This is a genomic window from Methanoculleus sp., assembly GCF_035363275.1.
Classification (GTDB): Archaea; Halobacteriota; Methanomicrobia; order Methanomicrobiales; family Methanoculleaceae; genus Methanoculleus.
Genome location: NZ_DAOSET010000001.1, coordinates 36,939 through 63,223, shown reverse-complemented (window position 1 = coordinate 63,223; position 26,285 = coordinate 36,939). Strand labels below are relative to the sequence as shown.

At 58.7% G+C, this 26,285-nt stretch carries 16 protein-coding genes and 1 tRNA gene; 10 read left to right on the top strand and 7 right to left on the bottom strand.

Features of this window, described 5'->3' with window-relative positions; translation table 11 throughout:
• Entirely contained in the window at nt 1–1,605 is a 1,605-nt protein-coding gene (locus tag PLN84_RS00260) for a right-handed parallel beta-helix repeat-containing protein (RefSeq protein WP_300033115.1), read from the bottom strand.
• Between the two features lie 1,236 nt (nt 1,606–2,841).
• Between PLN84_RS00260 and PLN84_RS00255 the strand changes: the two genes are divergently transcribed.
• The 3 genes from PLN84_RS00255 to PLN84_RS00245 are packed head-to-tail and all read left to right on the top strand — an operon-like array spanning nt 2,842 to nt 5,431.
• Nucleotides 2,842–3,126, top strand: a complete 285-nt coding sequence (locus PLN84_RS00255; RefSeq protein WP_292384257.1) for a hypothetical protein — start codon at nt 2,842–2,844, stop codon at nt 3,124–3,126.
• On the top strand, nt 3,123–4,205 hold the full coding sequence (locus tag PLN84_RS00250) for a CapA family protein (protein WP_292384258.1): 1,083 nt from the start codon (nt 3,123–3,125) through the stop codon (nt 4,203–4,205). Before PLN84_RS00255 ends, PLN84_RS00250 begins: the two co-directional genes overlap by 4 nt.
• Complete coding sequence (locus PLN84_RS00245; RefSeq protein WP_292384260.1) at nt 4,202–5,431, top strand: glycosyltransferase; 1,230 nt, start codon at nt 4,202–4,204, stop codon at nt 5,429–5,431. Before PLN84_RS00250 ends, PLN84_RS00245 begins: the two co-directional genes overlap by 4 nt.
• Before the next feature lie 55 nt (nt 5,432–5,486).
• Here the strand turns inward: PLN84_RS00245 and PLN84_RS00240 are convergent, their stop codons facing one another.
• Entirely contained in the window at nt 5,487–6,944 is a 1,458-nt protein-coding gene (locus tag PLN84_RS00240; protein WP_292384261.1) for a right-handed parallel beta-helix repeat-containing protein, read from the bottom strand.
• A 544-nt stretch (nt 6,945–7,488) separates the two neighbouring features.
• Between PLN84_RS00240 and PLN84_RS00235 the strand changes: the two genes are divergently transcribed.
• Together PLN84_RS00235 and PLN84_RS00230 are read left to right on the top strand one after the other, a co-directional pair.
• A complete protein-coding gene (locus PLN84_RS00235) occupies nt 7,489–8,664 on the top strand; it encodes a glycosyltransferase family 4 protein (RefSeq protein ID WP_292384263.1) in 1,176 nt (391 codons plus the stop codon).
• Nucleotides 8,665–8,868: 204 nt separating this feature from the next.
• Nucleotides 8,869–11,076: a DUF2206 domain-containing protein gene (locus PLN84_RS00230; protein ID WP_292384265.1), complete on the top strand. Its 2,208-nt coding sequence runs from the start codon at nt 8,869–8,871 to the stop codon at nt 11,074–11,076.
• 16 nt (nt 11,077–11,092) lie between these two features.
• Here the strand turns inward: PLN84_RS00230 and PLN84_RS00225 are convergent, their stop codons facing one another.
• The 4 genes from PLN84_RS00225 to PLN84_RS00210 all read right to left on the bottom strand — a co-directional run bounded on the left by PLN84_RS00225 (nt 11,093) and on the right by PLN84_RS00210 (nt 19,177).
• Nucleotides 11,093–12,334, bottom strand: a complete 1,242-nt coding sequence (locus PLN84_RS00225) for an oligosaccharide flippase family protein (protein WP_292384267.1) — start codon at nt 12,332–12,334, stop codon at nt 11,093–11,095.
• Nucleotides 12,335–12,523: 189 nt separating this feature from the next.
• The gene (locus PLN84_RS00220) at nt 12,524–15,082 is read right to left on the bottom strand and encodes a CARDB domain-containing protein (protein WP_348531850.1); all 2,559 of its coding nucleotides are present in this window, start codon (nt 15,080–15,082) and stop codon (nt 12,524–12,526) included.
• A gap of 580 nt (nt 15,083–15,662) precedes the next feature.
• Nucleotides 15,663–17,147, bottom strand: a complete 1,485-nt coding sequence (locus PLN84_RS00215; protein ID WP_292384271.1) for a hypothetical protein — start codon at nt 17,145–17,147, stop codon at nt 15,663–15,665.
• Between the two features lie 479 nt (nt 17,148–17,626).
• Complete coding sequence (locus tag PLN84_RS00210; protein ID WP_292384272.1) at nt 17,627–19,177, bottom strand: hypothetical protein; 1,551 nt, start codon at nt 19,175–19,177, stop codon at nt 17,627–17,629.
• Between the two features lie 499 nt (nt 19,178–19,676).
• Here PLN84_RS00210 and PLN84_RS00205 point away from each other — a divergent pair, with 499 nt between their 5' ends.
• From PLN84_RS00205 to PLN84_RS00190, 4 genes are all read left to right on the top strand, one after another.
• A complete protein-coding gene (locus PLN84_RS00205; protein ID WP_299952819.1) occupies nt 19,677–20,297 on the top strand; it encodes a hypothetical protein in 621 nt (206 codons plus the stop codon).
• A gap of 74 nt (nt 20,298–20,371) precedes the next feature.
• Nucleotides 20,372–21,511 carry an ORC1-type DNA replication protein gene (locus PLN84_RS00200; RefSeq protein WP_292384275.1) on the top strand — a complete coding sequence of 380 codons (1,140 nt, stop codon included), beginning with the start codon at nt 20,372–20,374 and terminating at the stop codon, nt 21,509–21,511.
• A 64-nt stretch (nt 21,512–21,575) separates the two neighbouring features.
• Nucleotides 21,576–22,523 (top strand): methenyltetrahydromethanopterin cyclohydrolase, encoded by a 948-nt coding sequence (mch, locus tag PLN84_RS00195; protein ID WP_292384277.1) that lies wholly within the window; start codon nt 21,576–21,578, stop codon nt 22,521–22,523.
• A gap of 258 nt (nt 22,524–22,781) precedes the next feature.
• A tRNA-Val gene (locus tag PLN84_RS00190) sits at nt 22,782–22,855 on the top strand.
• Between the two features lie 464 nt (nt 22,856–23,319).
• Here the strand turns inward: PLN84_RS00190 and PLN84_RS00185 are convergent.
• Nucleotides 23,320–24,927 carry a hypothetical protein gene (locus PLN84_RS00185; RefSeq protein WP_299952814.1) on the bottom strand — a complete coding sequence of 536 codons (1,608 nt, stop codon included), beginning with the start codon at nt 24,925–24,927 and terminating at the stop codon, nt 23,320–23,322.
• Between the two features lie 347 nt (nt 24,928–25,274).
• On the opposite strand from PLN84_RS00185, the gene PLN84_RS00180 reads away from it, so the two are divergent.
• Nucleotides 25,275–26,258 carry a proline iminopeptidase-family hydrolase gene (locus PLN84_RS00180; protein WP_292384281.1) on the top strand — a complete coding sequence of 328 codons (984 nt, stop codon included), beginning with the start codon at nt 25,275–25,277 and terminating at the stop codon, nt 26,256–26,258.
• The last annotated feature ends 27 nt before the right edge of the window (nt 26,259–26,285 follow it).

Sequence of the window (26,285 nt, the reverse complement as noted above, 5' to 3'; positions counted from 1 at the left end):
CTACGGCCAGTAACTGTCCTCTGTTCCAGTTAAAATCCGCAGCCCGCTAGTATCAACATCGCTGCCGCCCCTAATAACCACCGGCTCCGGGTGATCAGTCCGGATGACTCCCGTAAATGTGAGACCCCGGCCTCCTTCGCCGTAGACAGTCCGGACATCCGCACTGTTCTGGCCGATGATATCAAACTGGCTGTTGAGGACCGGGTGCGCGAGTGTGCCGAAGAACGTACCGTTACCATTAACACCGGCAGGATAGGTCATACACAGATTCTCCATCGTGACTCCCTCTGCTTCGAGCGCATAGATCGCATAAGCCCGTGCATTCAGGCTGCTGCAGTCCTTAAGATAGACGCCGTGCGTCTCAACCAGCCAGAATCCCACCGTCGACCTGTTGTCAGTGCAGCTGTAAAGATGGACATCTGGATCCGTGGAGGAGAGTCCTATGTTCTCTCTACTTCCTGACGTACCGTTATAAGTGCTAGTCTTCCTCTGCATCTGGTAGCCGGACTCCACAGGGATTCCATGTGATCCCTCTAACGGCCTGTAGACGTCGTCCGTGCGGTCAGGCTGGTGCCCGATCTCAGAACCGGCATCTGTACTGTTATAGAGGCTGGTATACGATGATGAAGACCACACAGCAAACCCATATTTTCTGTTGTCCGCCGCAGTACAGTTGATGAGGGTCATATCTCCGTCGATCCAGAACCCGGCACCGAAGAGGCATCCCGACATACCCTCATCTGGACCATTGTAATAATCGTCAGGTTTTTGGCCGTTGTTCTTCGAGACGCAGTCCTGAAGAACAAACCGTGTCTTTTTCGGGGCTGCCTCGACGATGAACCCCGCCTCTAAATTACCTTCCGCGTAACAGCGAATGACCTGGCAGTCCTCGACATCCGCGTTCTCTGCAAGCTGGAACCCACACGTCCACTGGCCGTGCGGAGAATACTGGCTATATCGACCGCAGTTGATCGCTTCACAGTCGATGTAACGAATGTTCCGGATGACCCTTGGCGACCCCTCTCCGGCACTCTGCCACCCGTGCCTGCCGCAGTCAATGGCCTTACAGTTGACAAACTCGATATCCTCCATGACATCATTGCCTACGTAGAGGAAGAAGGCCCCGCCGTAGAAGGAGTTGTCAACGGTTGCCGTGACATTGTGGACTTTCACATGGTCGCTGTTGTAGAGAAAGATTGCGCCAGTGCCTGTCGTCTTGAAATCACGCAGCACGACGTTTTGTTGTGCTTCGCACATTATACGGCCGGAGGACCACGAGAGCCAGGTAGCGTCAGGCCCCTGCCCTTCTAAGACCACATTGCTCGGAATGTTCAGGTTACTATCGAGCTGGAAGGTACCCTCGGTCAGGGTGACCGTGCCTCCCGCACTGCCGAGAGCATTAAGTGCTCGCTGGATCTCAACCTGATCAGCGGTGCCGTCGCAGATGTAATCCGCGAGCACCTTTAACTCTTCCGGACTGTCGTGTGCGGTGACCAGAATGGTGTTACTCGTGGAAACAGGGGCGACAGGCTCGCTATTTTCCTGCATAAATGTTAAGATAACCATCGTGCTCATGAATATCGCGAGCAGCACGAGGATTCCCATATTTATTGCACTCTGAATCATGATTTGTTTGCCGTGGACACTCCAGAGTTCTAACCTGAAGAGAGGCAACCTCCGTGACACTATTCTGTGTAACCAGCGGTACAGGGACATTCGTCTGCTAACTCAGGAGACCGATCTTCTTACTTGCATTTGCCTCGCGACACCCACGGAATTCAGCGGCATACCGCAAGGACTGGATGTAGTTGGTGATCCAATTATGAGATAGATAACGGGTAGCGATCGTCTTAACCAGACTATGGACATGAAAACGAAGTCAGTAACGCTCTCACAGATTAGATGGTGCCATTGTTGGGCTGCCATAAGTCCTCCCCGGTACAAGTCTCCAATCGGCGTAAATCAGACCCCCATTGAAACCTTCAACAATGATACTCACCACCCTGAATTAAGCTACCCCTTGAATTAAGCTGTCTTCGTGAGTCTATGGGATAGACCCTGTTGAGATTATGTTTCTGCAGTGGCGTTAGTGTGGCGTTTCCCCGATCTTCGACCAAGATCGAACCCTGGATCAGGGAGAACGGATATCCTGATCCCATAGAGAGCAGACGAATAATTTTAACAGAATCGCAAGCAGATCCTATCCACTCCTTGAGAGTCGGTCCTGCAATATGAAAGTTCCGGTTGCCTGGTAAAGATTATTCACGACCCAAATAGTCGACGGACAGGAGGTAACTGCACCGGTCAGCCCAATTCGGTCCATCGATGATGATAGCAGCCAGGGACCGACGTGGCCCAGAGAATTCGACTATAGCCGGTTATCCCGTACCTTCGGGAGAAAACACCGCACCGCATATCGTTCATCTCTGTGAGGTCAACTACCCCGCCCTGAAGGGCGGGGCTTGAAACTCTATCGTGTCGATAGTTCTCGTCTGGGTGGTTGAAGACCCCTGGCAGCCGGCATGCCGCCACCTCGACAAGTCTTGCCGTTCAATCAGCAACCCTAGAAAGTACAGCAGTTACAGTCGCCCGGTCGGTTTTGCTATGTCTGGCTACCCCGGAAGGGGAACTCTAGGAAAAGAAGGCTCCAAGGTCCAGGTGCCCCTTTCCTGATATGAAGAACAGACTCTTGCGATGAACACAGAACGGCATCAGTCCCCTGCTTCATCATCGGTCAGTGGGGGTAACTCTCATCATCTGCCGCATATTGTATTGAAGCGTTCGACCTGCATGAAGTTAATGGTTCGGCATTCCGGGCGGTCCTGCTGCCGGAACCATTCTATGCCCCGGTGGAGCCCGGGAACCTACAGGTGGGTCCCGGGAACCTACGGGACTGCCATACGCGCCGAGAGAGGCTCGCCCGTAGCCTTAATCGGGGCAAAGATATATATCGCCGAACTGCCAGTTTGGAACTCAACACTTCGAGGGAGGGAAGTCAATATTCCGGGATATCCGTACATGAAGGTCTTTCTCGAAGAGGGCGAGGACCTGCAGATGATGAAGAAGGCCGACTACGGGTCCAGATCCTCCGTAAACAGAAAAGTGACTGCCGGAGAAGAGATATGACATCCATGCGGCTGCAGGCCGTCGGAGATGTGCTTCTCTGGATCAGGAACGAAAAAAAACCGTTCGCCCTGATCCAGGACCAATTCCGGCAGAAAGACCTGCTCTTCGGGAACCTGGAGACGGTCCTCTCCGAGAGCGGCGATCCGAGCCAGAAGCGCTGGGTTAATACAACCCCGCCGGAAGCGGGCGATTACCTCAAAGACGCCGGGTTCGATATCCTCAGCCTGGCGAACAACCACACGCTCGACATGGGGCGGGAGGGGTTTGAGAAGACCCTTGAGGGTCTCGAATCCCGTGACATCGCCTACATCGGAGGGGTGCGAGGCGACGAACCTCCGGCAGGGCTGGTCGTCGAGAGAAACGGGATCCGGCTGGGGTTCCTCGGCTATACGAGCGGGAGATTTCGGTCCCCGCCGGGCGTCACAGTATCGAAACTGAAGAAGAAGGCCATCATCAATGACATCAGGGCACTGAAGGGCCGGTGCGACCATATCGTTGTCTCCCTGCACTGGGGGATCGAGAACACCTACTATCCTTCCCCTGACCAGACCAGACTTGCCCATGCCCTCATCGACAGCGGTGCAACCCTTATTCTCGGGCACCACTCACATACCATCCAGGGGCTGGAACGGTACAACGGCGGCCTGATCGCCTACTCCCTCGGGAACTTCCAGTTCGATACCGAGATCTTCAAAGAGAAGATTAACAGCACTATGATCCTCTCGGTAGATTTTGACCGGCACGGTATCCGGGGCTACACAGTCACCCCCGGCGTCATCAATAGCGACTTCCAACCGGAGGTGGCGAAGGGGCAGACCCGCGAGAAGGTGCAACGCTGGATAGCAAGGTGCTCTGATCGAGTGCAGAACGGAGAGGTCACCCGGCAGTGGTGGTTTGAGCAGATCAGCGAGGATTACCTGGCCTACAACCTGGAGAGTTACCGCTACCGCATCCGGCAGCACGGGTTCGCCCCCCTGGCCGAATGCGGGGTCTGGCTGGTGACGCCGTTCTGCCTGAACTGCTATGCCGGTCTGATCCGGAGACGGCTGAGGGGACGCAACACTGGGGGAGATGCATGAAGATACTACAGGTCACCCCGTTCTTCAAACCGCTCTGGGAGTCGGGGGGGGTGGCACGGGTCGCATACGACATCTCGCATACCCTCCACGAGAGCGGACACGATGTCACGGTCTATACGACTAACCGGAGCATCTACCCAAGCGACCTGCCGACGAACCGCCGGGTCGATGTCGACGGGATGAATGTCTACTACTTTGAAAATCTGCGAAAGTATTGCCCGATGGAGGCTGCGCCGGTGCTGCCTTACTACATGCCGGCGGTCGCACGAAGAGAGATGAACCAGTTTGACCTGGTCCACATCCACGACCACCGCACCATGCTCACCGTCATCGCGTCGCACTACGCGAGGAAGTGCGGCGTCCCCTACGTGCTCCAGGCGCACGGGGCGCTCCCGCAGGATACCGGTTCCAGGCGAATGAAACGACTCTTCGACCAACTCTGGTCGAAGGAGGTGATCCTCGGCGCCTCGGGGGTGATAGCGCTCAACGAGACAGAGGCAGAATGCTATCGCGCCCTGGGCGTCGCGGAGGAGAAGATCGCGATCTTCCCGAACGGCATCGACCCCGCTGAGCACTCTGACCTTCCGGCCCGCGGCAGGTTCCGTGCAGCGTGGGGCATCGACGGCGCCGCGAGGGTTGTGCTCTACTTAGGAAGGCTCGATCCAACGAAGGGGATCGACCTTCTGATCCGCTCGTTTGCGGAGGTCGCACGGGAGTTCGACGACGCTGTCCTCATGCTGGTGGGCGGGGACATGGGTCACAACGATGAGTTCAGGCAACGGGTCCGATCGCTCAACCTCGACGACCGGGTGGTCTTCACGGGGTTCGTGAGCAAGGAAGACAAGATGGCCGCATACACCGACGCCGACGTCTTCGTGACACCGAGTTTCACCGGCTTCCCTATGACGTTCCTCGAAGCATGCCTCTGCGGAACGCCCATCGTGACGACGGGGCAGGGGGACCTGCTCGAGTGGGTCGACAACACGGTCGGGTTCACTACAGAATACACGCCGGAAGCGTTCGCCGGTGCCATCGGGCGCCTGCTCGACGACGACGTCTTACGGGCCAGGTTCGGGGAACAGGCGAAGGAACTCGTCCGGACAAGGTACAACTGGCAGGCAATCGTCCGTGACATCGAGGGTTTCTATGCAGATGTCGCAAACAAGGGCCGGGATAGGAGTCTGCCTGCGGGAGCCGGAAGCGGGCTTCCGGGGCAAAATCTCTAAAAACCAAAAAAAAAGATGGGGCGGACCCGGATCGAGTCCGATAGTATTGACGAATTTACTCGCCGGCAGGCGCAACCGTCATGCCTTCGGTCCTGACGTTCTGGCCGCCTTCAACCAGGAACGCATCGGCCGAGTCGGAGGAGATCTCGCCCGAGTACTGGACGTTCTGGTTGTTCTTCGCCCAGACGAGTGTGTCAACCTGATCGCCGGAGGCGACGATATCCACCGATGCGTCACTGAACTGGCCGTTCGTACCGCCAAGGCTAGCACCCCTGCCGTCAATCCCGGCCGGGTTCACGAGCTCGAAGTTCTTGATCTGGATATTCTTCGCGAGATCGACCTGGATGCCGTAACCGTGCGAGTCAATGCTCGTGCAGTTCTCAAGCACCAGGGCGGGGTTCGCTGAACGGCTCGGGATACTGTAGTAGCCGGCCGGCTTACGGTAGGTGTAGTCGGTCTTCCCGGCACCGGTATCCTTCTCGACGCAATCGTAGAGCTTGCCGCCGTTCGTCGCGTAGAACCCATACAGGGAGTTGCTCTCCGCGGTGCAGTTCTTGAACGTCACATCAGCGTTCGGAGCATAGTAGCCGCACCCGAAGTAGTGCGTCGACATGTCGCTCTGCTTGTAGGGCACTGTCGGGTAGGGCTTCTGCCCGTTGTTCTTGCTCACGCAGTTCTCGAGGACTGCGTCCGTCACCGTGGGATCGAACTCGAAGTGGAACCCGGATTCCAGGTTGCCCTCCGCGAGACAGTCCGTCACCCTAAGACCATCCATGTCGTTCAACTCCGCAAAGTCGAACCCGGTGATCCAGGGGTTAAACGCCCCGTACTTGCCACAGTTGATCGCGGCGCAGTTCTCGTAGCGGACGTCCTTGATCACCTTATTGGAAGACCCCCAGGCATTGTGGAGGAACCCGTAAGTCCCGGTGTCCACGGCCTTGCAGTCGACGAACTCGACGTCCTCGAGGGTCGGAGCGTACACCGCCGGATCGTGAATCAGGAGGTAGACCGCCTGAATGCTTGCATCCGCCGTTCCCGTGACGTTGTGGATCGCAGCATGGCTCGCACGGACGGTAACTACACCGAGCCACTTGACGCCGCTGCTGTAGCCGCTCCCCTCGACGTGGAACCCGTCCAGCGTGACGTTCTCCTTATCAACGCTTATGCGCCCATCCTGGGTGAACACAAGGTTCGTCGCATCCGGACCCTGGCCGGAGAGCGTCGTGCCCGCTGCCGGTGCGATGACCCCGGCGCAGTTGAACGTGCCCTCGGTCAGGACGACCATACCGCCCTCCGGCAGTGCGGCTAGCGCTGCCTGGATCTCGGCCTGGTCATTGACTCCGTCACAGACATAGTCTGCCTGGTTCTTCGACAGTTCGGTGCTATCGTTTGCAGCCACGGTGAGCGTGGCCGGAGTTGCAGACTCGGCTGCACTTGCCGGAGCGAATGCCGGGATAAGGCAGCACGCCAGAAGTACTGCAGCCAGTCTTAGTATATTTTGCCTATCTGTCATGCCATTCAGCCTCTTTGTGAGGTATTACTACCGTCTTTCCATTACAGTATAAATATTTTATTGCCAAGATAAAATCCCATATGAGGCCAATTCAACAATATAGGACCCAAACACCCGGTTAGTTCGGGTTAAGACTCAGCACACCGGAGATAGAATCATACAAAAACATATTATACCATTGTTGAAATTGAAACCAAAAATTATAAATAGCCGCGCCTTCTGTCGCTGATCGTCGGGAACGGCCCTTCTCGAAACGCTTTCACGCAGAGCGGATGGATATTCGGTTCTGTGCGCCGGTATGACCCGGGAACCCCGGCCCTCACCGCCGGCCGGCGGTGCGAAACACCGCAGCCTCCGTCCCCCCAACCGGGATCCAAAGCCGCCGGAGCCGGATGTGGCAGGGAGTCCCGGTAAAACAGCCTGGAAGAGAGGCGATACGCCAATGAAGGCCAACGGTCTCACACGCCCCTATCCATGGCGGATCGCTCCAACGGCGCTCCACGGCACAATCTCTATATAGAACGTCCTCCCAGAGAGTGCCCCTATGCGAGTGGCATGCCTGACCTTCTGGTTCTACGACTACACCATTCAGATGGCAAACGAACTTGCCCGGCATACCGAGGTGCTGCTGCTCCTCCCCGACTACAGGTCGGAAGAGTACCTGGCGAGCATCGACCCGAAGGTGCAGGTCCACCTCTTCGGCTACTCCCGGTACGCCGGGAGGCTCGGTCCGTCGTGCTACCCGATGCTCAGGGAGATCGTCGCCGCAATCAACGATTTCGAGCCCGACGTCATCCACTTCCAGGTGAACAACCCCATGCTCTGCCCGCTCCTCCCCATGCTCCGGAAGTACCCGCTGGTGGCAACGTTCCATGACATCGAACCACATCCCGGCGAAGACCGTCTCCTGGATGTAGGCTCCCTGCTCTACCGGCTCACTCTCTTTACATCACGAGTCCTGCCCGACCGGATCTTCGTCCACGGGAATGCGCTCAAGAAGATCCTGGTGGAGAAGTACCACATTTCCGGCCGGAGAGTGCACGTCATCCCGATCGGTGAGCACGAAGTGGCGCCGTTTGTTAAGTTCGAGCAGGACGACGTGGAGCCCGACGGCCTCCGGGTTCTCTTTTTCGGCCGCATCCACCGCTACAAAGGGCTCGACTGCCTGATCCGGGCAGAGCCGCTCATCACCCGGGAAATCCCGAACGCCCGGATCGTCATCGCCGGAACGGGCGAGGACTTCGGCAGGTACGAGGAGGCGATGGCAGGCCGGGGCACGTTCGAGATCCACAACTACAGGATACCCTATGAAGAGGGCGCCCGGCTCTTCCAGCAGGCGAGCGTCGTGGTGCTCCCGTATCTCGAAGCTTCCCAGAGCGGCGTCGTACCGACCGCATACGGGTTCCGGCGGCCGGTGGTAGTCACAGACGTGGGGAGCCTGCCGGAGATTGTCGAAGATGGGGAGACCGGGTATGTCGTGCCCCCCCGCGACCCGGAAGCACTGGCTCGTGCAATCGTGAATCTGCTGAAGGATCCTGCGGCCTGCCGGCGCATGGGGGAGCAGGGCTACACGAAACTGAAGACAGACATGGCCTGGTCCACGATCGCGCGATCCCTCCTCGCGGTCTACGGCGAGCTGGCACCGATCCCGCGGAGGGGAAGAACTCCTGCAGATGAGGTCGTCACCGGGGCAGTTTCCGCAGGCAGAAAGGAACGATGAGCGGCAGCGGAGACGCGGGAGGACCCCCGTCCGGAACCGACACGCAAGAACAACCTGTCCCCCGAACTATCGACCATACGAAGGATTTAATAGACAGACCCGATAGTAAGTGCACGGCATACGGGCCTGCCACACGCCATACAAGAGGAAGATACATCTCCCGGATACAAGACCGATCAGAGACTTGCCAGAGGTACCACATACATGCACCTGTCTAACCCGTTCAGGATGAACGACTGGGATAACAAAACGTTTTTCTGGGTATTCCAGGCCTTCCAGGTTGCCTTCATCGGCGTAGTCTGCCTCGGCCTTGCCGGGTATCACATACCTATCGCACGGGAGGCCCTGGCCTTTCTCTACCTCACCTTCCTGCCCGGAGTCCTCGTGCTGAAGGCACTCAGGCTTCATAACCTCGGCACGATTGAGACGGTCCTCTACTCTGCCGGGTTGAGCCTTGCGGTCCTCATGCTCACCGGCCTTGCCGCAAACATCGCCTACCCGCTACTCGGATATACGCGGCCGTTCTCATTTGCAATTCTCTTTCTCACGATCATCGCCGTCGTGCAGGTTCTGCTCTACCTCGCGCTCACCAGGGATCCGGGACATGCCGGTGTGAATCAAAAGATGGAGATCTCCCTCTCTCCGGTAGCACCGTTCCTGATAATCCTCCCGTTCCTCGCGATCATCGGGACGCATATACGCGACGAGTATCACATGGTGACACTCCTCTTCCTGCTGCTCGTCCTGATCGCCGTAATTGGAATCGCCATAGGATCTGACCGTCTCATCCCGGTCTCCTGCTACCCACTGGCGGTCTACTCCATTGCGCTCGCGCTCCTCTACCATACTTCGCTGATATCGGAGTATGTCTGGGGCTATGACATCCACCACGAGCTCCACCTGGTAAACAGCGTTCTGATACCGGGGTTCTGGGACATGACCATCCCGTACAACACAAACGGGATGCTCTCCGTCGTTGTGCTCGCCCCCATCTACTCGCTCATCTGCGATCTGGATCCCGTCTGGGTCTTCAAGATCCTCTACCCCCTCCTCTTTGCGCTCGTGCCGCTCGGGCTCTACCGGGCGGTAGAGAAACAGACGAGCGCGAAGATCGGGTTTCTCTCGGTCTTCTTCTTCGTCTCGTTCTTTACATTCTATACAGAGATGATCTCCCTTGCCCGCCAGCAGATCGCGGAACTCTTTCTCGTGCTGACAGTCCTCGTGATGATCGATAAGTCCATGGACAGGGGCAGGCAGGCATTTCTCATGGTCACGTTCGGCTTTGCCATGATCGTCTCACATTACGGCCTCTCGTACATTTACCTCTTCTCGCTCATTCCGGCATGGCTGCTGCTGGTCACGCTTGAACGCCTGCCGCCTGGAATAGAGAAGAGACTCAACTGGATGACAGGCACCCCGGAGGTAGACCCGCTCTCCCCGGAGAGTACCGCTAAAAAATCACAGATCCGGACGCTTGTCCTCCCTTATATCCTCATCTTTGCCGCCCTCGCGTATTTCTGGTATTCGACGGTAGCCGAAGGCACGGCATTTGCTACCATCGCCGGCATCGGCGATAAGATATGGAACACCCTCTTTGCGGAATCCTTCGACCCGACAACCATCCAGGGAATGCATATCCTCACCAGCCAGTCGATCACACCCCTGCACAACCTGGCGAAGGTCGTCCATATCGCCACCCAGGGACTCATTGCCGTGGGACTGTTTGCAACCATCTTCAAGCGCGAACGGTGGCGCATTGAACCCGATTACCTCGCCGTCTCGCTCGTCTTCCTCCTCATCAACATAGCCGGCATCATCGTCCCGTTCTTTGCGAGCTCGCTCAACACCAGCCGGCTCTACCACATCACCCTGATCCTCCTTGCTCCGTTTGCAATCATCGGCGGTATAACGCTCTATGAGGCAATAGTCGAGAAGATACACGCCATCCAGGCCTTACCGTTCATGAAAACGGCCTATCAGGCGCTGTCGGTCTTTTTCGTCGTCTTCTTCCTCTTCAACAGCGGGGTCGTCTACCAGATTGTGAACGACAGCCCGACATCGATGGCGCTCGAAACCACCGGGGATAAGCCCGTCTTCAACGGCAAAGAGGTGCAGGGAGCAAGATGGCTCTTCTCGGAAGGGAGTGAGCGCCCCACCTATGTCGACGGCACGCGCTGGTGGCTCTTGCTGGGATTCAATCCGGGCTACCAGCGGTACCTCCCCACAAACCCGTCGCTGGTGGAGCCAAATTCCTACCTCTACTTCGGCACGTATAACCTTGTACGGGAGAGCGTCCGGATAGAAGTGCAGCAGGCCGTCACTGTGGCGGGCTACGTCGATGCCGGGCGGTTCACCTGGGACCAGAACAGGATCTACGATAATGCCGGCTCCGCCATCTACCTGCAGAGGTAGCAAGGCAGGACGGAAGTTATAGCCACCCTTTCTTCTTCAGGATCGCGGCGACCAGCAACGTGCCTGCAACGTACGTGCCGAGCCACGCATACCCCATGCCGATGAGGCCGAACCGGTTCATCATGGTGTAACCAAGTCCGAGCAGGCCGACACTGACGAACCCGCTGAGGATGATGAGGCTCCGGATCTCGTTTCTGACCTTGGCGATGGATATGAAGGTCTGGCATATAGAGACGAAGAGGGCGGAGAACGCAAGCACCCGGAGCAGGGCTATCCCTTCGACGTAGTCCTTGCCGATCAGGTTGAGGATCTGCTCCCCGAAGAGGGAGATCCCGAGGATTGCAGGAATCAGCAGAGCGAACATGCTTGCGAGCGTCCGAAGCACGCTCTTTTTCATCTCCCCCCCGTGACTCCCCTCGACAAAGAGCGAAGTCGTGAACGCGTACGGGATCATGAAGAGTATCGAGACGATCGCATAGGTGATGTAGTAGTTAGCGGTGCTCTCGGCCCCGAGCACGTGGAGCACCAGGATCGGGATGACCATGTTCGGGGCGGACATCAGCATCCCGGCAACGTATGCACCGGCGGAGAACTGCCATGCCTCCCGCAGGAAGACCCGGTCCACACCCAATGCCGGCCGGATGGAGCACCGGGCGAGGAGGAGAAGGGCGAAGATCAGCCCGAGGACGAACGAGAAACCGAAGGCGCTGAAGATGCCCGTCGCGCCGAGGAAGACCAGGGGGACGAGGAAGAGGATCCTCGACCCGTAGAGGAGGTTCAGGGCGAAATAGTGTTCGGATTTCCGTAGAGCGTTGAACGCACCCTCAAGAACCCAGGTGATAGAGTAAGCTCCGAGGAAGAGGAGGTAGAGCGGTGCAATCGTCTTTACGATCGTCAGTTCGGGGGATACGATGTCCACTGCGGCGATGAAGACCAGTCCCGCGCCGAGCGCCACCCCGGTCGGCACAAGGATGGCGGTTCCGAGCACCTTGTTCTTGTCGCGACTGGGGAAGAACCGGATCACCGACTGGTCCAGGCCGAGCCGGGAGATGAGAATGAGGAGCCCCATAGACGACATCAGAGCGGTTGCAATACCCACATCCGCCTGCGAATAGAGCCGGGCTGCGATCATCCAGAAGAAGAACCCAAACCCTGCAGCGACGAACGATGACGCCATGATGAAGAACGAGTTCCTGATAAGCGGCTCCCGGAACTGCTGCCTGACCTTGCTGAAGTTTTTGGGGAGTGCAACTGCCATCGGCGCCAGTATCGGACAGCACCTATATAGATGTATCCGCCGCTCCGACCTCTTCGAGGCTGCATAGCCGGTGGGAAGAGGTCTTCGATGCCACGCTGGCCGGTACAGCCCGGGGCTGCCTTCGCCCGGACAGGCAAGATTAAAATAAGATGGGTGGTCGGAGGATAACCCCGACTCCCGCTACAGACATTACAGTGAGGAGGTTCTGCCGAAGAAGAGATCGGCGAGCAGGGCAACATCGTTCCAGTCCACGGTGCCGTCTTCATCGAAGTCGGCAGCAGTATTGGAGCTGGTGGTTCCCTGCGCCATCCCGGCGGCGATCGTCACGTCGGCCCAGTCAACGCTGCCATCTCCGTTGAGGTCTCCCCTGACGGGAGCCGGGCTGGCGCCGACAACGATCTCCTTACTCATAACGTTGTTGTTCTCATCGCTCTCTGCAATCCGGTTGACATCGTCCACGTTGGCCTTCACGGTGTGGGTGCCGAGGGCGGCCTTCCAGGTTGCACCGGCCGAGCCGCCGCTGGCGGCCAGGGTGACCGATGCACCCGGAGCAATCGATGCGATGTGGGAATCGGACCAGACACCAGGACCAGCAGCCCCGTCATCGAAGGTGAAGATGACACCGTGCTTTACGCCCGCAGGCGTGGGAGCCGTCCCCTGGTTCTTGACCGTGGCCAGGAGCTTCACCGCGCTCCCGGGGGCCGGGCTTGCCGGCTCCCAGGAGATACCGGTCACCACAAGGTCCGGCTTCCCGGAGGGAACCGGTGTGGTGGGGGTCGGGGTGGGCGTCGATCCGGCCTTCAAGACCGTGATCTGCTCGGTGCGGACGTTGTTCGCTTCGTCGCTTTCGGCGATCCGGTTGACGTCATCCACGTTGGCCTTCACGGTGTGGGTACCGAGGGTGGCCTTCCAGGTTGCACCGGCCGAGCCGCCGTTCGCGGTCAGCGTGACCCATGCGCCCGGAGCGATCGAGCCGGTGTGGGTGTCGGACCAGACACCGGGGCCGGCGGCCCCGTCATCGAAGGTGAAGATGACACCGTGCTTCGCGCCCGCAGGCGTGGCGGCGTCACCCTGGTTCTTGATCGTGGCCGAGAGCGTTACCGCGCTCCCGGTGGCCGGGTCTGCCGGCTTCCAGGAGATATCGGTCACCACAAGGTCCGGCTTCCCGGAGGGAACCGGTGTGGTGGGGGTCGGAGTGGTTGGGGTAGTCGGCGTGGGAACCGGAACGGTCGGGGTCGGCACCGGAGCACCGGTGGACGTTACCTTCACGTTCTGGAGTTTCGCCTGACCGGCCGGAACCGTGCTCACGATGGTCACGCCGGAGGAACCGGCGGGGAGGGTCTTGGAGACGATCTCCATATCCTTCACGAGGACGTTTCGGGTGCCGTACCCCTCGATCACGAACGGCTTTGCGGAGTCAGAGACGATCTGGCCGGAGAAAAGGGTGTTCTCGTTCTCCTTCGCCCAGACCAGCGTCTCAGGACGGTTGCCCGACGCGTAGATGCTCACCTCGGCGTTGTCGAACTGACCGTTTGTGCCGCCGAGGCTTGAACCCTTACCGTTGTATCCGACCGGATCGATCAGGTGGAAGTTCCGGATCTTCACGTTGTTCGCGAGGTCGACCTGAAGGCCGTACGCGCGCGAGTTGATGCTCGTGCAGTTCTCCATCACCAGGGCAGGGTTAACCGAGCGGGACGGGACACTGTAGTAGCCGGCAGGTACCCGGTAGGAGAAGTCGGTCCTCCCGATGCCGGTGTCCTTCTCGACGCAGTTGTAGAGCTTACCACCGTTCGTCGTGTAGAACCCGTTCATGGAGTTGCCTTCCGCGACGCAGTTGATGAACGTTGCGTCGCAGTTCGGGGCGTAGTAGCCGCACCCGAAGTAGTGGGTCGACATGTCGTTTACGTTGTAAGCCTTCGTCGGGAAGGCTTTCTGCCCGTTGTTCCGGCTCGTGCAGTTTTCAAGGACTGCATTCGTCACCTTCGGATCGAATTCGAAGTGGAACCCGGACTCCAGGTTGCCTTCCGCGAGGCAGTTCGTCACGCGGAGGCCGTCCATGTCGTTTAACTCCGCAAAGTCGAATCCGGTGATCCAGGGATTGAACACGCCGAACTTGCCGCAGTTGATCGCGGCGCAGTTATCATAGCGGACGTTCTTGATCACCATGTTCGTCGATCCCCAGGCATTGTGGAGGAACCCATAGGTCCCGGTGTCCACGGCCTTGCAATTGACGAATTCGACGTCTTCGAGGGTCGGAGCGTATACTGTCGGATCGTGAATCAGGAGGTAGACTGCCTGGATGCTCGCATCCGCGGTGCCCGTGATGTTGTGGAGCTTTGCGTGGCTTGCCCGAATGTTTATTACACCGAGCCATTTGACGCCGCTGCTGTAGCCGCTCCCCTGGACATGGAACCCGTCAAGCGTGATAGACTCACGGTCGACGTTGATGCGCCCATCGCGGGTAAATTTCAGGAATGTCTCAGATTCACCTTCCCCCATGAGAGTGGAGCCTGCTTTGGGAGCAATGATCCCCGCACAGTTGTATGTGCCACTGGAAAGGAGGACAACACCGCCGGATGATGGCAGGGCATTCAGTGCTGCCTGAATCTCCACATGATCATTGACCCCATCACAGACATAGGCAGCCGCCGCTTTCGCGGCCGCACTGCTGTCGCTTGCCGCGACAATCGTGGTGGGGGTCGTCTCGAGTGCCCCGACGATCGGGATGAGCCCGATAATCAGAAACACTGCGATTAGAAGCTTCGTTGTCCGTCTATCTCTCACTATCTCACCTCTTGGGAGATACTGCATTATCTGATAGCAATGTTTTAAAATCTTTTTTAATTTAATTCAACGAAATATATAATTCCGAATGTTAAAAAAACTGCCAGATATCATTAAAATCACATATTTCCACTGTTTCATAAGTTCAACTTATAATAGAAAACTATATATAATAAATTAAACTTTAGCGCAGGCGCAACACCGATCCCCCGGCAAAACCGGAGAACCCAGGAGGGACCCCGGACCGGTGAGCGGACATCGGATGCAGAAGATCATCCAACAATCTTATGAAAAAAATTCGTGAGCTTAACGAGATCCGTGCCGGATCAATCAGGACGGCAGCCATCCCCTGCCGCACCCCGGAGTGGGAGGGATACCTGCGACACCATGCCACGCGACACCCGGGCCGGAACAGAATTTGCCGAAAGATGCATCGTTACCGACGCATCGACAGGACCCCGCCGACCTCTCACCCTCATTCGGAAAGAGGACACCACGGCTTCACGCCTGCGGATACCGCACCCCTAATCGACGCCACGGGGCATCACGGCACGCTCGAGGTGACCACCACGTTCTCAAACTTTACCGCCCCGGAAGGCACCGTATTTGCGAGGACCACGCCGTTCGTGAACAGTGCGAGGTCCGCCGAGACGATCTCCATATCCTTGATCCGGACATTCCTGGTGCGATCGCCCTCGATCACAAACGGTTTTGCCGCATCCGAGACAATCCGGCCCGAGTACTCGACATTCTCGTTATTCCGGGCCCAGATCAGCGTCTCAGCCCGGTCTCCCGATGCATAGATGTTCACTATGGAGTTGGCCATCGGTCCTCCCTGTGATCCACCAAGGTCCGTCGCCTTTCCGTCGATCCCGGCCGGGTTCTCCAGGCGGAAGTTTTTAATCCAGACATCGCTTGCAAAGTCTATCTGAATACCATAACCGTTTGAATCGATGCTTGAACAGTTCTCAAGCACCAGAGACGGAGTAATTGATCGGGTCGGGGCGGCGTAGAACGATGCCGGCTGTATGATCCGGTAATCGGTCTTCCCGGCGCCGACGTTGCGGTCGACGCAGTTGTAGAGTTTGCCACCGCTGGTGGCGTAGAATCCGTGCCGGCTGTTTCCCTCAGAGTAACAACTGATGAAGGTGATGTCTCCCCGGGGGGCGTAGTAACCGCACCCGAAGTAGTGCGTCGACATATCGTCCAGGTTGTAGGCCTTTGTCGGGTAGGCTTTCTGCCCGTTATTCCTGCTCACGCAGTTCTCAAGGATGCAGTCACGCTTCTCGGGGTCCCACTCGAAATGGAACCCGGACTCCAGGTTGCCTTCCGCGAGGCAGTTGCTCACCCGGAGGCCCTCGATGTCGTTTAACTCCGCAAAGTCGAATCCGGTGATCCAGGGATTGAACGCCCCATATCTGCCGCAGTTGATAGCCTGACAGTTCTGGTACCTGACATCCCGGATCACCGTGTTCTCCGTCCCCCAGGCGTTGTGGAGGAACCCGTAGGTCCCGGTGTCCACGACCCTGCAGTTGACGAACTCGATATCCTCGAGGACGGGGACGTAGACGTTCGGGTTGTGGAGCAGAAGGAAGACCGCCTGGGTGCTCGCATCGGCAGTCCCCTCGACCTCCATAATCTTCACGTGGCTTGCATAGATCGTGACCACGCCGAGCCAGAGGTCGGGCTCGATACGGGGATAGCCGGTGCCCCTGACGTGAAAATTATAGAGCGTGACGGACTCCGTGGAGATGTTGAGCCGCCCGTTCCGGCTGAACTCAATGAATGTCGCATTCGGCCCCTCCCCGCGAAGCATGGAATCAGCGCGGGGGTAGACGCTCCCGGTGCAGGAGAACGTGCCCTCGGTCAGGCAGACCGTGCCGCCCGACAATGGCAGGGCATCAAACGCGGACTGGATGTCGCGTTGGTCATCCGTGCCGTCGCACAGAATGTCGGCCCGGGCCTTCGACGTGGGGCTGCTGTCACTTGCCGCGACGATGACCGTCGGCCCGGAAACCTTCGGGGGCACCGCTGGCGTCGTGGGAATCGGAGTTATCAACGGGGGAGGCGGAGGCGGCGGGACCGGGCCCGGTGGATAAACGTGCATGATCAGCACAACGGCGCCGATCACCGACAGTACGATCGCGATGGCGATGAGGATGCGTCTGGTCCCCAGAGATGGTCTTGCTGACATAAAATTACGACCCGTCTATGTTTGTCGCCGTGGTGTCCTGATGTGCCGCGACCGTGAGAGTTCACCATCCCGGGTTGAACCGAACCGTCCGGAGACGGGATCGGGAGAGCCCGCAACGTCTCCTACCCGGTCAATACCCCTATGATGCAGAAGTACCATTTAAGGGTTTAGCCGACCCGCACCAATCGAGGGGATTGGTGCAGAAGCCCGGCAGACCAATGGCAGGTTTTCCGGCCATGCAGGGGCTTAAAGATCTACACGCGAAGTTATCAGGATGGGAGCATCCCCGATCGCGATGGAGCCGGTCCCGATCCCTACGCCGTGCTGTTGATCCGCAGCACCTCGAGGCCGGCGAGGTCCGGACCTCCCGCAAGGGTCCACTCGACCAGTACCGGCTGAGCAGCATCGGAGATGACCCTGCCGGAATACGTGACGTTTCTATTATTCACGATGTACAAGAGCGTCTGCGGCCCGTCTCCCGACGCGGCAAGATCGATGACCGAGTTGGAGATGCCTGCATCGATCGTCGAGTTTACCGGAAATTCTCCGGAAGGGCACCCCAATACCGCCCCAATGCCGTCAATGCCTGCCGGATTGGTCATGGTGAAGTTCCTGATGAGGGCGTTCTTCGTGCCGCAGACGAAAAGACCCCAACCATTCGAATCAAGGCTCCGGCAGTGATCCATCACGATAGATGGATTCGTCGGGATGGGCAGGGACTGGAGGATGCAGTAGGAGACGGGTTTTGAGGAGGAGCCGCTGGCCGGGACGCGACCGGTGCCGCTCTCGGTACAGTTGTAGAGGAGCATACCGTCCGGGTTGATGATGAAGAACCCGAATGCACTGTTCCCTTCGGCCCGGCAGTTTATCAGGGAGACCTGACCTCCCGGGAGGTAGAAACCGGACCCGAAGAAGTCCGGGTCGCCCACCAGGTAGCCGTCAGGACGGGGTTTCTGTCCGTTGTTCCTGCTCGAGCAGTTGATGAATATGCAGTCACGCTTCGCCGGGTCCCACTCGAAGTGGAACCCGGACTCCAGGCTCCCCTCGGCAGAAGAGTTGCTCACCCGGAGGCCTTCGATGTCGTTTAACTCCGCAAAATCGAACCCGGTCACCCAGGGATTGAACGCCCCATACCTGCCGCAGTTGATTGCGGCACAGTTCTCGTAGCGAACGTTTTGGATCGTTGTATTCTCCGATCCCCAGGCATTGTGGAGGAACCCGTAGGTCCCGGTGTCGATCGCCCGGCAATTGACGAACTCAATATCCTCGAGGACGGGGGCGTAGACGTTCGGGTTGTGAAGCAGGAGGAAGACCGCCTGGATGCTTGCATCTGCTGTTCCCGTGACGTTGTAGACCCGGGCGCCGCTCGCATAGATCGTGAGCACGCCAAGCCACTGGCCGAGGTCAAGGGTCGTGTTCGTACTCGCGTTCACGTAGCCGAACCCCGCTATATGAAACCCGTCCAGGGTAACGTGCTCCTCCGAGACGTTGAGCATCCCGTTCCGGCTGAACTCAAGGGACGTTGCTTCCGGGCCCCCGCCGAGGAGCGTCGTCCCCGCCGCCGGAACGATGCTCCCCGAGCAGTTGAACGTACCCCCGCTCAGGACGACCATACCGCCGTCCGGCAGTGCATCAAGCGCCGCCTGGATCTCCACCTGATCGTCGAAGCCGTCACAGGTGTAGCCTGCCCATGCCTTCGATACAGGATCGCTATCGGCTGCCGCCACAACGAGCGGGGTTCCCGGTGCTGCAGCAGCACTCTGGACGAAGAGGAGGCCGAGAACGAGACCGAAGAGAAGAAGGCTGAACGGGGCCTCCCGGTGTGGAGCGCCCCGACTGTACTCATCAGCCACGGAACCGGGCATACTGTCACCACCACTCATCGAATACCTGCATAGGTTATTTCACACAGCCACATCAGGGAGATCGGCGCTCCGTCACTGTTGTATGTTCGTGCATGTCGGTTAAGGCGGGCTTCGGGAACAACGCCCCTGTCCGGGCAACCCGGGTGCCGTCCCGGCATCCGGCGAACCACGACTTACCATAAGCACAGAACTATAAAAGTCAGATGGTGCAACGTTCTCATATAGCCCTGAGATCAGGGTATTTCCAGTCTTGCACACAACCAAATCCTGCGAGTTGCCGCGGGCCCATATTTTCCTGCCAGAGATGCCTGTCCCGTTCTGAGCAGGAAATGGCGCCGATAGAAAATTGGGGCGTTTACGGATACCGGATTCCGGTTCACGGCCGGAACCGCCACCGGGAGACGCAAGAGGGAATTCGGGACCAGGCTGACGGAATTGAGAGGCGGTGGGGGTCGCCGGAGGAATTGTATATAAAGAAATACAATATTATTCTTGAAATATGACCAGTAAGAAGGAAGTCACCATCGGGATCACCGTCAACCTCGAGAACTATGAAAACCTCCGCCTCGAAGTCGAGGGCGATGTAGAGACCCGTGAGGATGTGGACGACCTTATCACGTTCCTCGACGGGATGCTTGCCAGATTCGGGCGCGGTGATCCGGCGACCGCCGAGCGGGTGGATGCATACCGGCGGCGCGTTCTCGCAGCCAGACCTGCAGGGCCGCAGACACCGACCGCGGGATCGGTGCCGGACGAGAAGGCTACCGGGCCAGCGGCACCGGCAACCCCTGGAACGGAACCGGCTCACCGGCAGAAAGAGAATGCCTGTCCCTCCCCCGGGACCATCGAAACCGCAATCCCCCCGGCGCCGGAACACACCGAGCCGCCCCGGACCCCCGAACCACCCGCAAAACCGGAGATAGTTCCAGAGCCAGAACCCGAACAGGCGCCACCCGTACAGGTGCCGCCGCACCAGGAACCGGTCGCGGCAAAGCCGCCTGCCACCCCGGGAGAGGGTGTCTGCGAGATGTGCGGAGCAGAAGTAACGAAATCACAGGCGAAACTTTCTCAACTCTTCATGAGTAAAACGCTCTGCAAGAAGTGCATGGAACAGCCGTAGGTCCTGTTAGATCCGCTCGATGAGGAAATAACAACCAGGGGGTTATATATACTACAATACCCGAGGATTGTATAATGAAGAAGAACCTGCTTATGTGGGACGAGACACTTTTTCGAGATCCCGAGGTCTTCGAGATCGATCACGTCCCTGAGCAGTTCAACCATCGTGATGCCCAGATCAGGGAACTTGCCTTCCAGGTCCGGCCGGGCCTGCGGGGAGCTCGTCCCCTCAACACTGTCTGTCGAGGTCCACCGGGGACCGGGAAGACGACGAGCGTCAAGAAGGTCTTCGCCGAGATTGAGGAGGCCACGAAGAAACTGGCCCCCGTGTATATCAACTGCCAGATCGACAACACCAAATTCGCCGTCTTCTCGCAGATTTACAGGAAGGTCACCGGACGCTCGCCACCTGCATCGGGCACGTCGTTCAAGCAGGTCTTTGACGCCATAGCCCGGGCACTCCTCCGGGAAGAACAGGTGCTCCTGGTGGCGCTCGACGATGCAAACTACCTTCTCTACGAGAACGAGATCAACCACGTCCTCTATCCTCTGCTCCGCTCCCATGAAGCCTACCCCGGCGTCCGGATCGGTGTCATCGCCATTGTCAGCGATATGTCCGTCAGCCTGCAGAACGAGGTAGATGCCCGGGTGGCATCGGTCTTCCGGCCCACCGAGATATACTTTCCCCCCTACTCGGAAGAAGAGGTCCGCGGCATCCTGGAAGAGCGGATCCTGCAAGGGCTCTACCTGAACGTCCTCCGGTCCGACATGCTGGATCTTGTGGTCGAACAGACGATGAAAAGCGGCGACCTCAGGGTGGGCATCGACCTCCTCAAGCGGGCGACCCTGAACGCTGAGAAAGAGGCGCGCCGCTCCGTCGAGCGGGAGGACATCTGCAAAGCATACGAGGTCTCCCGATACCTGCATCTTACGTACTCGCTCCGGGCGCTCAAAGCTGAGGAGAGGGGGGTGCTCGGCAGGATTGCGGAGATGTCGGCGCGCGACGATCGGGAGATGAACGCCGGCGACGTCTACCGTTTCGTCAAAGAGGAAGTGCGGGTCGGCTACACCAAGTATTATGAGATACTTCGGAAGTTCGACGCGATGCGGCTCATAAACCTCCACTACCGCCAGGGAAAGGGTCAGGGAAAGGGGCGGACCAGGCTGATCAGCCTCCGTTACGATCCCAGGCGGGTGCTGGAGTACCTGCGGTAGGAGCGGATTGTTTGATAAGAATTATCTATTTCGCCGCCGTTTGTATTCTGATGAGGTTTTCCACATGCTCAGCGTGAACGAACTGGCACTGGATATTTTTGAGGAACTCTTCGAATATGCCGAGGAGTTCCATGCCGTCCCATACGAACTCGACAACGGGGCACGTATCGTAGACTGCGGCGTCAGCACCACCGGGGGGTACCTGGCAGGAAGACGGTTCACCGAGATCTGCATGGGCGGCCTCGGGGAGGTCGACATAACGATGGGCCGGATCAGGGACGTCCCGATCCCGTTCATCGAGGTCAGCACCGATTTCCCGGCCATCGCGTGCCTCGGCGCTCAGAAAGCGGGCTGGACAATCAACGTCAACAAGTACTTCGCCATGGGCAGCGGGCCGGCACGGGCACTCTCCCTGAAGCCAAAGCACACCTACGAGGTCATCGACTACGAGGATGAGTTCGATTACGCGGTCATCTGTCTCGAAAGCGACCACCTCCCGAACGCCGGGGTGATGGAGAAGGTCGCCGAAGAGTGCAACGTGGACGTGGCGAACACCTGCGCGGTTGTCGCCCCCACGGCATCGATCGTCGGGTCGGTCCAGGTCGCCGGTCGCTGTGTCGAGACCGCGGTCTACAAGCTGAACGAGCTTGGCTTTGACACGAAGAAGATCACCGCCGGCATCGGCCACGCCCCGATCGCCCCCGTCAAGAAGGACGGCATGAAGGCGATGGGCAGTACCAACGATGCTACGATCTACCACGGCAGCATCATGCTGACGATGAACGCTCCCGAGATCAAGGACTACCTGGATCGGATCCCGAGCAACAAGTCCAAGGGATACGGAAAACCGTTCTACGATATCTTCAAGGAAGCCAACTTCGACTTCTACCAGATCGACACCTCGCTCTTCTCTCCAGCCGAGGTCGTCATCAACGAGCTCTCCGAGGGCAAGGTCTACCACGTGGGAGCCGTCAACCCCGAGGTGACGCTGAAGTCCTTCGGGTTCATCTAACCCATTTTTTGGTGAGCTCCTCTCTCCCGGCAGGATCTCTCCCCAAAACTCCGATGAGCGTCCTTGCGAGCAACCACGAACCTGGAAGAGTGTCGGGGTCCGGTTTGCAGCGGTGGAGCGGCAGGTTCGCCGGTTTCGGTGACACGGATACGGGATAGTTCTCCAGAGCCCCTTTTCGAGGAGGAAACCGGACCCACTGGATTCTCGGCAGGCAACACGTTTATCCGTCACGGTGCAAAACACTATAAGGCATCCACAGGGCTTGTGGTCTAGCTGGTCATGACGTCGCCCTTACACGGCGAAGATCGCCGGTTCGAATCCGGCCAGGCCCATTGCGGCACGGCACTGCCAGCGTAGCGCTGTTTATCTCGCATTTGATTCTCCACCCGGCCTTCCAGATTCTTGATGCGCAGTTCGAGCGCCTGAAGCCGCTCTTCACTGCAGATCTGTGTGCTGACGTTACCGGGTTGTGCAACACCGTTCTCCGGCACGATGAGGAATGCCCGCTGCCCCAGGTGATCAGTCCCGTAGATACTCACGCGCTCTCCAATCAGGTCGGAATACTCCTCGGGGAGACACACGATAGGATAGACCATGTGGGATTTCGGAACCTTCTTCCCCACTGTTGTAAACTCTAACAGCTTCACCGTATGCAGCATTCTGCCACCGGACAAACCGTATATACCGACAGGTTATGTATTTCTGGTTTCAGTTTTTGGTCTAACTTATCCAGGGCTGCTCCAGAGCCCCCGGGAGAGCCCCGACGAGGAAAAACAAAAAGGGCCTGAACGGACAGTCACCTGCGGCGAAGCGCAACCGTCACCAGAAGCCCCACCACCACGTAAACAACCCCGAACCCGGGTACCTCCGCTGCCCCCGTCGGCGCAGGTGCCGCAACAGCAACAGCCGCCGCCGTGGACTGAGTCGTTGCCGGCGACGGTGCCGTCACCTCCAGTTCGATCGTCCGGTTCGTCTCTTCTACGAGAGCCCCGGTCGTGTTGTAGGCGTTCACCGCGAGCAGCCACGTTCCTGCCGGCATCGTTGAGGTGTTTGCAAACGCGTGCCCGAACTCGTAGTTGGCACTCCCGATGTACCCGCCTTCAAACTCGCGATGCAGGCAGCCGGTGAACGTGAACCGCCCCAGCGTTGCGTTCTCATAGACGTATGTGACAATCTGGTCGTCAGGGATGTAGCGGTAGGCGCTGCCGGCATCCGTCAGCGTCGTTGCACTCGGCCGCGTCACCCCATAGAACGTCAGGTTCTCCCCCTGCACGATCCTCACCTGCATCGGCGTTATATCGACCGTTTTCCGGCTGTCGTTCACGACCGTGGCGAAGTGGTTATCCCGCACCGGCTCATCCGTGATCTCCGCACGGGTGTACACGACCCGGGTCCCGGCAGGGTGCGCCACCAACCGTCCGGTTACCGACATGACCGCACCGCTCGCTCTATCCGTCCAGGCCATCGACGCCTCACCGACATCGTAGTGCGTGAACGTCGTATGGTCGGAATCCTCAAGACCGTTCCTGAGGATCGCGGCAAGTTCGACCTGCAAGGTCGCAGAGGTGTTGCCGATGTTGTAGATGAGGCAGTCGTTCTCTGCAGTTGCAACGCTATCGACCGTTGTCCCCGGCAGGTCGTTTACCACCTCAATGGCGTTATTCGCCTGCCACCGATCCGGGATCTCATACCCGCCGTCGCCGCTCCGGAAGTATCCCGGGAGCCAGCCGAGGTAGACCCGGAGCGGCGGCGTTCTCTCCTCCGCCCAGCCGATTACGTTCTGCTTGTTCTCATCGGGGCGGAAGACACCAAGGGACGCATGGGTCGTGCCGAAGGCGATCTCCTTCTCCACCCTCTCTCCGGCAAGATCCCCGTCCAGTCCTTCCACGACCAGCGTGTAGGTTCCGGCGGTCAGATCCCGCGTAATCGGCTCCAGTCTCCCGCCGCTGACATCGGTGTAACTTCCCATCCCCCTGGTTACGCCGCCCTGTACCAGGGCAAGGTAGTAGGTATCGGTCACCAGTACCTTGTTGCTGCCGTTTGTAATACCTCCCGGCCAGATGATCACGTCCGGGGCTAACAGCCCTCCCCACTTTTCCGGAACAAGACTCATATCCACCGAACTCTCCGCTGTAACACCGGTCTCATCGACGCTGCTCATGACCGTGCGGAGAACAGCGCCGCTATCGTCTTTGAGGACGATGCGGATGTTCCCGGGGTGCGTGAGCGGTGTCGGAAAGATCCCGTAAACATAAAAGTCCCGCATCTCGGCAAAGGTGGTCTCATTTTGGGAGGGCTCCGTAATGACGAGGGTCCCGGCGGACATAGCAGTCACGGGAGGTATGACCAGCATCACCAGAACGAAGAGGGCTATAGCGGTCTTCGGCGAGGGCATAACATGCATGGTTGAAGAAAGATCACCTGGAGGATTAAAGATATCGAAGAGGTAAGGCGACGGAGAACAAAGATACAGGGAATTTAAACGTTTATGAAAGAAAATTAGACAGACTCAGCGCAATGCGCGACGCAGCATTCAGGAGCGGCCTGCTTCACACCGGACGATGACATCCGGAAAGAAGGAACAACACGGACGCTACCGGGATGCGCTTCAGATTTCATTCCGCAACGTTCTAAATACATCCTGACAAACAGTTCCGCAGAGCACATACATCGGGGAGGCGACCGACAACCTTCCTTGATGGTGCATTCAGGATTCAACCATGCCGGGCAACAGGTCACGGGGGATATCTCATGTTACTGATCTTTCTCACAGCTGCAGCGCTGCTGCTCGCGCTCTGCATCACGACTGACCGGACAGGCGACGCATCAAGCGTCACCATAACAGAAACCGACGGCGACACCCGCGAAGGCTATGTCGACGTCGCCGGCGGCCGGGTCTGGTTCCGGGTCGTCGGCGCGGACAGCGCGGGAACGCCCCTCCTGGTCCTCCACGGGGGTCCGGGGATGACGCACGACTACCTCGAGCCGCTCGAGGCCCTCGCGGACGAGCGGCCGGTCGTCTTCTACGACCAGTTCGGGTGCGGGAACTCCGGTGCTCCGGACGACCCCGCCCTCTGGACGGTGGAGCGCTACGTCGGAGAGGTCGGCGAGGTCCGCGACGCGCTCGGACTTCGTCGGGTGCACCTCCTCGGCCAGTCGTGGGGGGGCGGCCTCGCGGCCGAATACGTGCTTTCCACAAACCCCGGCGGCGTCGAGAGCCTGATCCTCTCCGGGCCGCTGCTGGACGCCGATCGGTGGGTGGCGGATCAGAGGGCGAACCTTGCGGCGTTCCCCGACGGGATGCAGGAGGCCGTCCGGGAGGGGGAGGCGAGCGGGAACTTCGACTCGCCGGAATACCAGGACGCCATGGAGGCGTATTACGCCCGGCACGTCTGCCGGACGGACCCCTGGCCAGAGTGCCTGAACAGGTCGCTTGAACGGCTCGCCATGCCGATCTATCTGCAGATGTGGGGGCCGAGCGAGTTCACCTGCACGGGGATCCTCCGGGAGTTCAGCGTCGCCGACCGGCTCGCCGAACTCTCGGTCCCGGTGCTCTTCACCTGCGGGGAGTACGACGAGGCATCGCCCGCGACCATGATATACTACCAGAGCCTGGTGCCGGGATCGGACCTCGAGGTCTTTGAAGGCGCTTCGCACAGCCACCACCTCGAAGAGACCGAGGCGTACCTCGCGGCCGTGCGGGAGTTCCTGCGCAGGGTCGATACGGCACCCTGATCGGGAAGCCTTTTTTTCACTCCGGGG

Excerpts from the sequence above, each read along its gene's own strand:
- PLN84_RS00260 (WP_300033115.1), bottom strand. The coding sequence starts at position 1,605 with ATGGGAATCCTCGTGCTGCTCGCGATATTCATGAGCACGATGGTTATC.
- PLN84_RS00255 (WP_292384257.1), top strand. The coding sequence starts at position 2,842 with ATGCCCCGGTGGAGCCCGGGAACCTACAGGTGGGTCCCGGGAACCTAC.
- PLN84_RS00250 (WP_292384258.1), top strand. The coding sequence starts at position 3,123 with ATGACATCCATGCGGCTGCAGGCCGTCGGAGATGTGCTTCTCTGGATC.
- PLN84_RS00245 (WP_292384260.1), top strand. The coding sequence starts at position 4,202 with ATGAAGATACTACAGGTCACCCCGTTCTTCAAACCGCTCTGGGAGTCG.
- PLN84_RS00240 (WP_292384261.1), bottom strand. The coding sequence starts at position 6,944 with ATGACAGATAGGCAAAATATACTAAGACTGGCTGCAGTACTTCTGGCG.
- PLN84_RS00235 (WP_292384263.1), top strand. The coding sequence starts at position 7,489 with ATGCGAGTGGCATGCCTGACCTTCTGGTTCTACGACTACACCATTCAG.
- PLN84_RS00230 (WP_292384265.1), top strand. The coding sequence starts at position 8,869 with ATGCACCTGTCTAACCCGTTCAGGATGAACGACTGGGATAACAAAACG.
- PLN84_RS00225 (WP_292384267.1), bottom strand. The coding sequence starts at position 12,334 with ATGGCAGTTGCACTCCCCAAAAACTTCAGCAAGGTCAGGCAGCAGTTC.
- PLN84_RS00210 (WP_292384272.1), bottom strand. The coding sequence starts at position 19,177 with ATGCCCGGTTCCGTGGCTGATGAGTACAGTCGGGGCGCTCCACACCGG.
- PLN84_RS00205 (WP_299952819.1), top strand. The coding sequence starts at position 19,677 with ATGACCAGTAAGAAGGAAGTCACCATCGGGATCACCGTCAACCTCGAG.
- PLN84_RS00200 (WP_292384275.1), top strand. The coding sequence starts at position 20,372 with ATGAAGAAGAACCTGCTTATGTGGGACGAGACACTTTTTCGAGATCCC.
- mch (WP_292384277.1), top strand. The coding sequence starts at position 21,576 with ATGCTCAGCGTGAACGAACTGGCACTGGATATTTTTGAGGAACTCTTC.
- PLN84_RS00185 (WP_299952814.1), bottom strand. The coding sequence starts at position 24,927 with ATGCATGTTATGCCCTCGCCGAAGACCGCTATAGCCCTCTTCGTTCTG.
- PLN84_RS00180 (WP_292384281.1), top strand. The coding sequence starts at position 25,275 with ATGTTACTGATCTTTCTCACAGCTGCAGCGCTGCTGCTCGCGCTCTGC.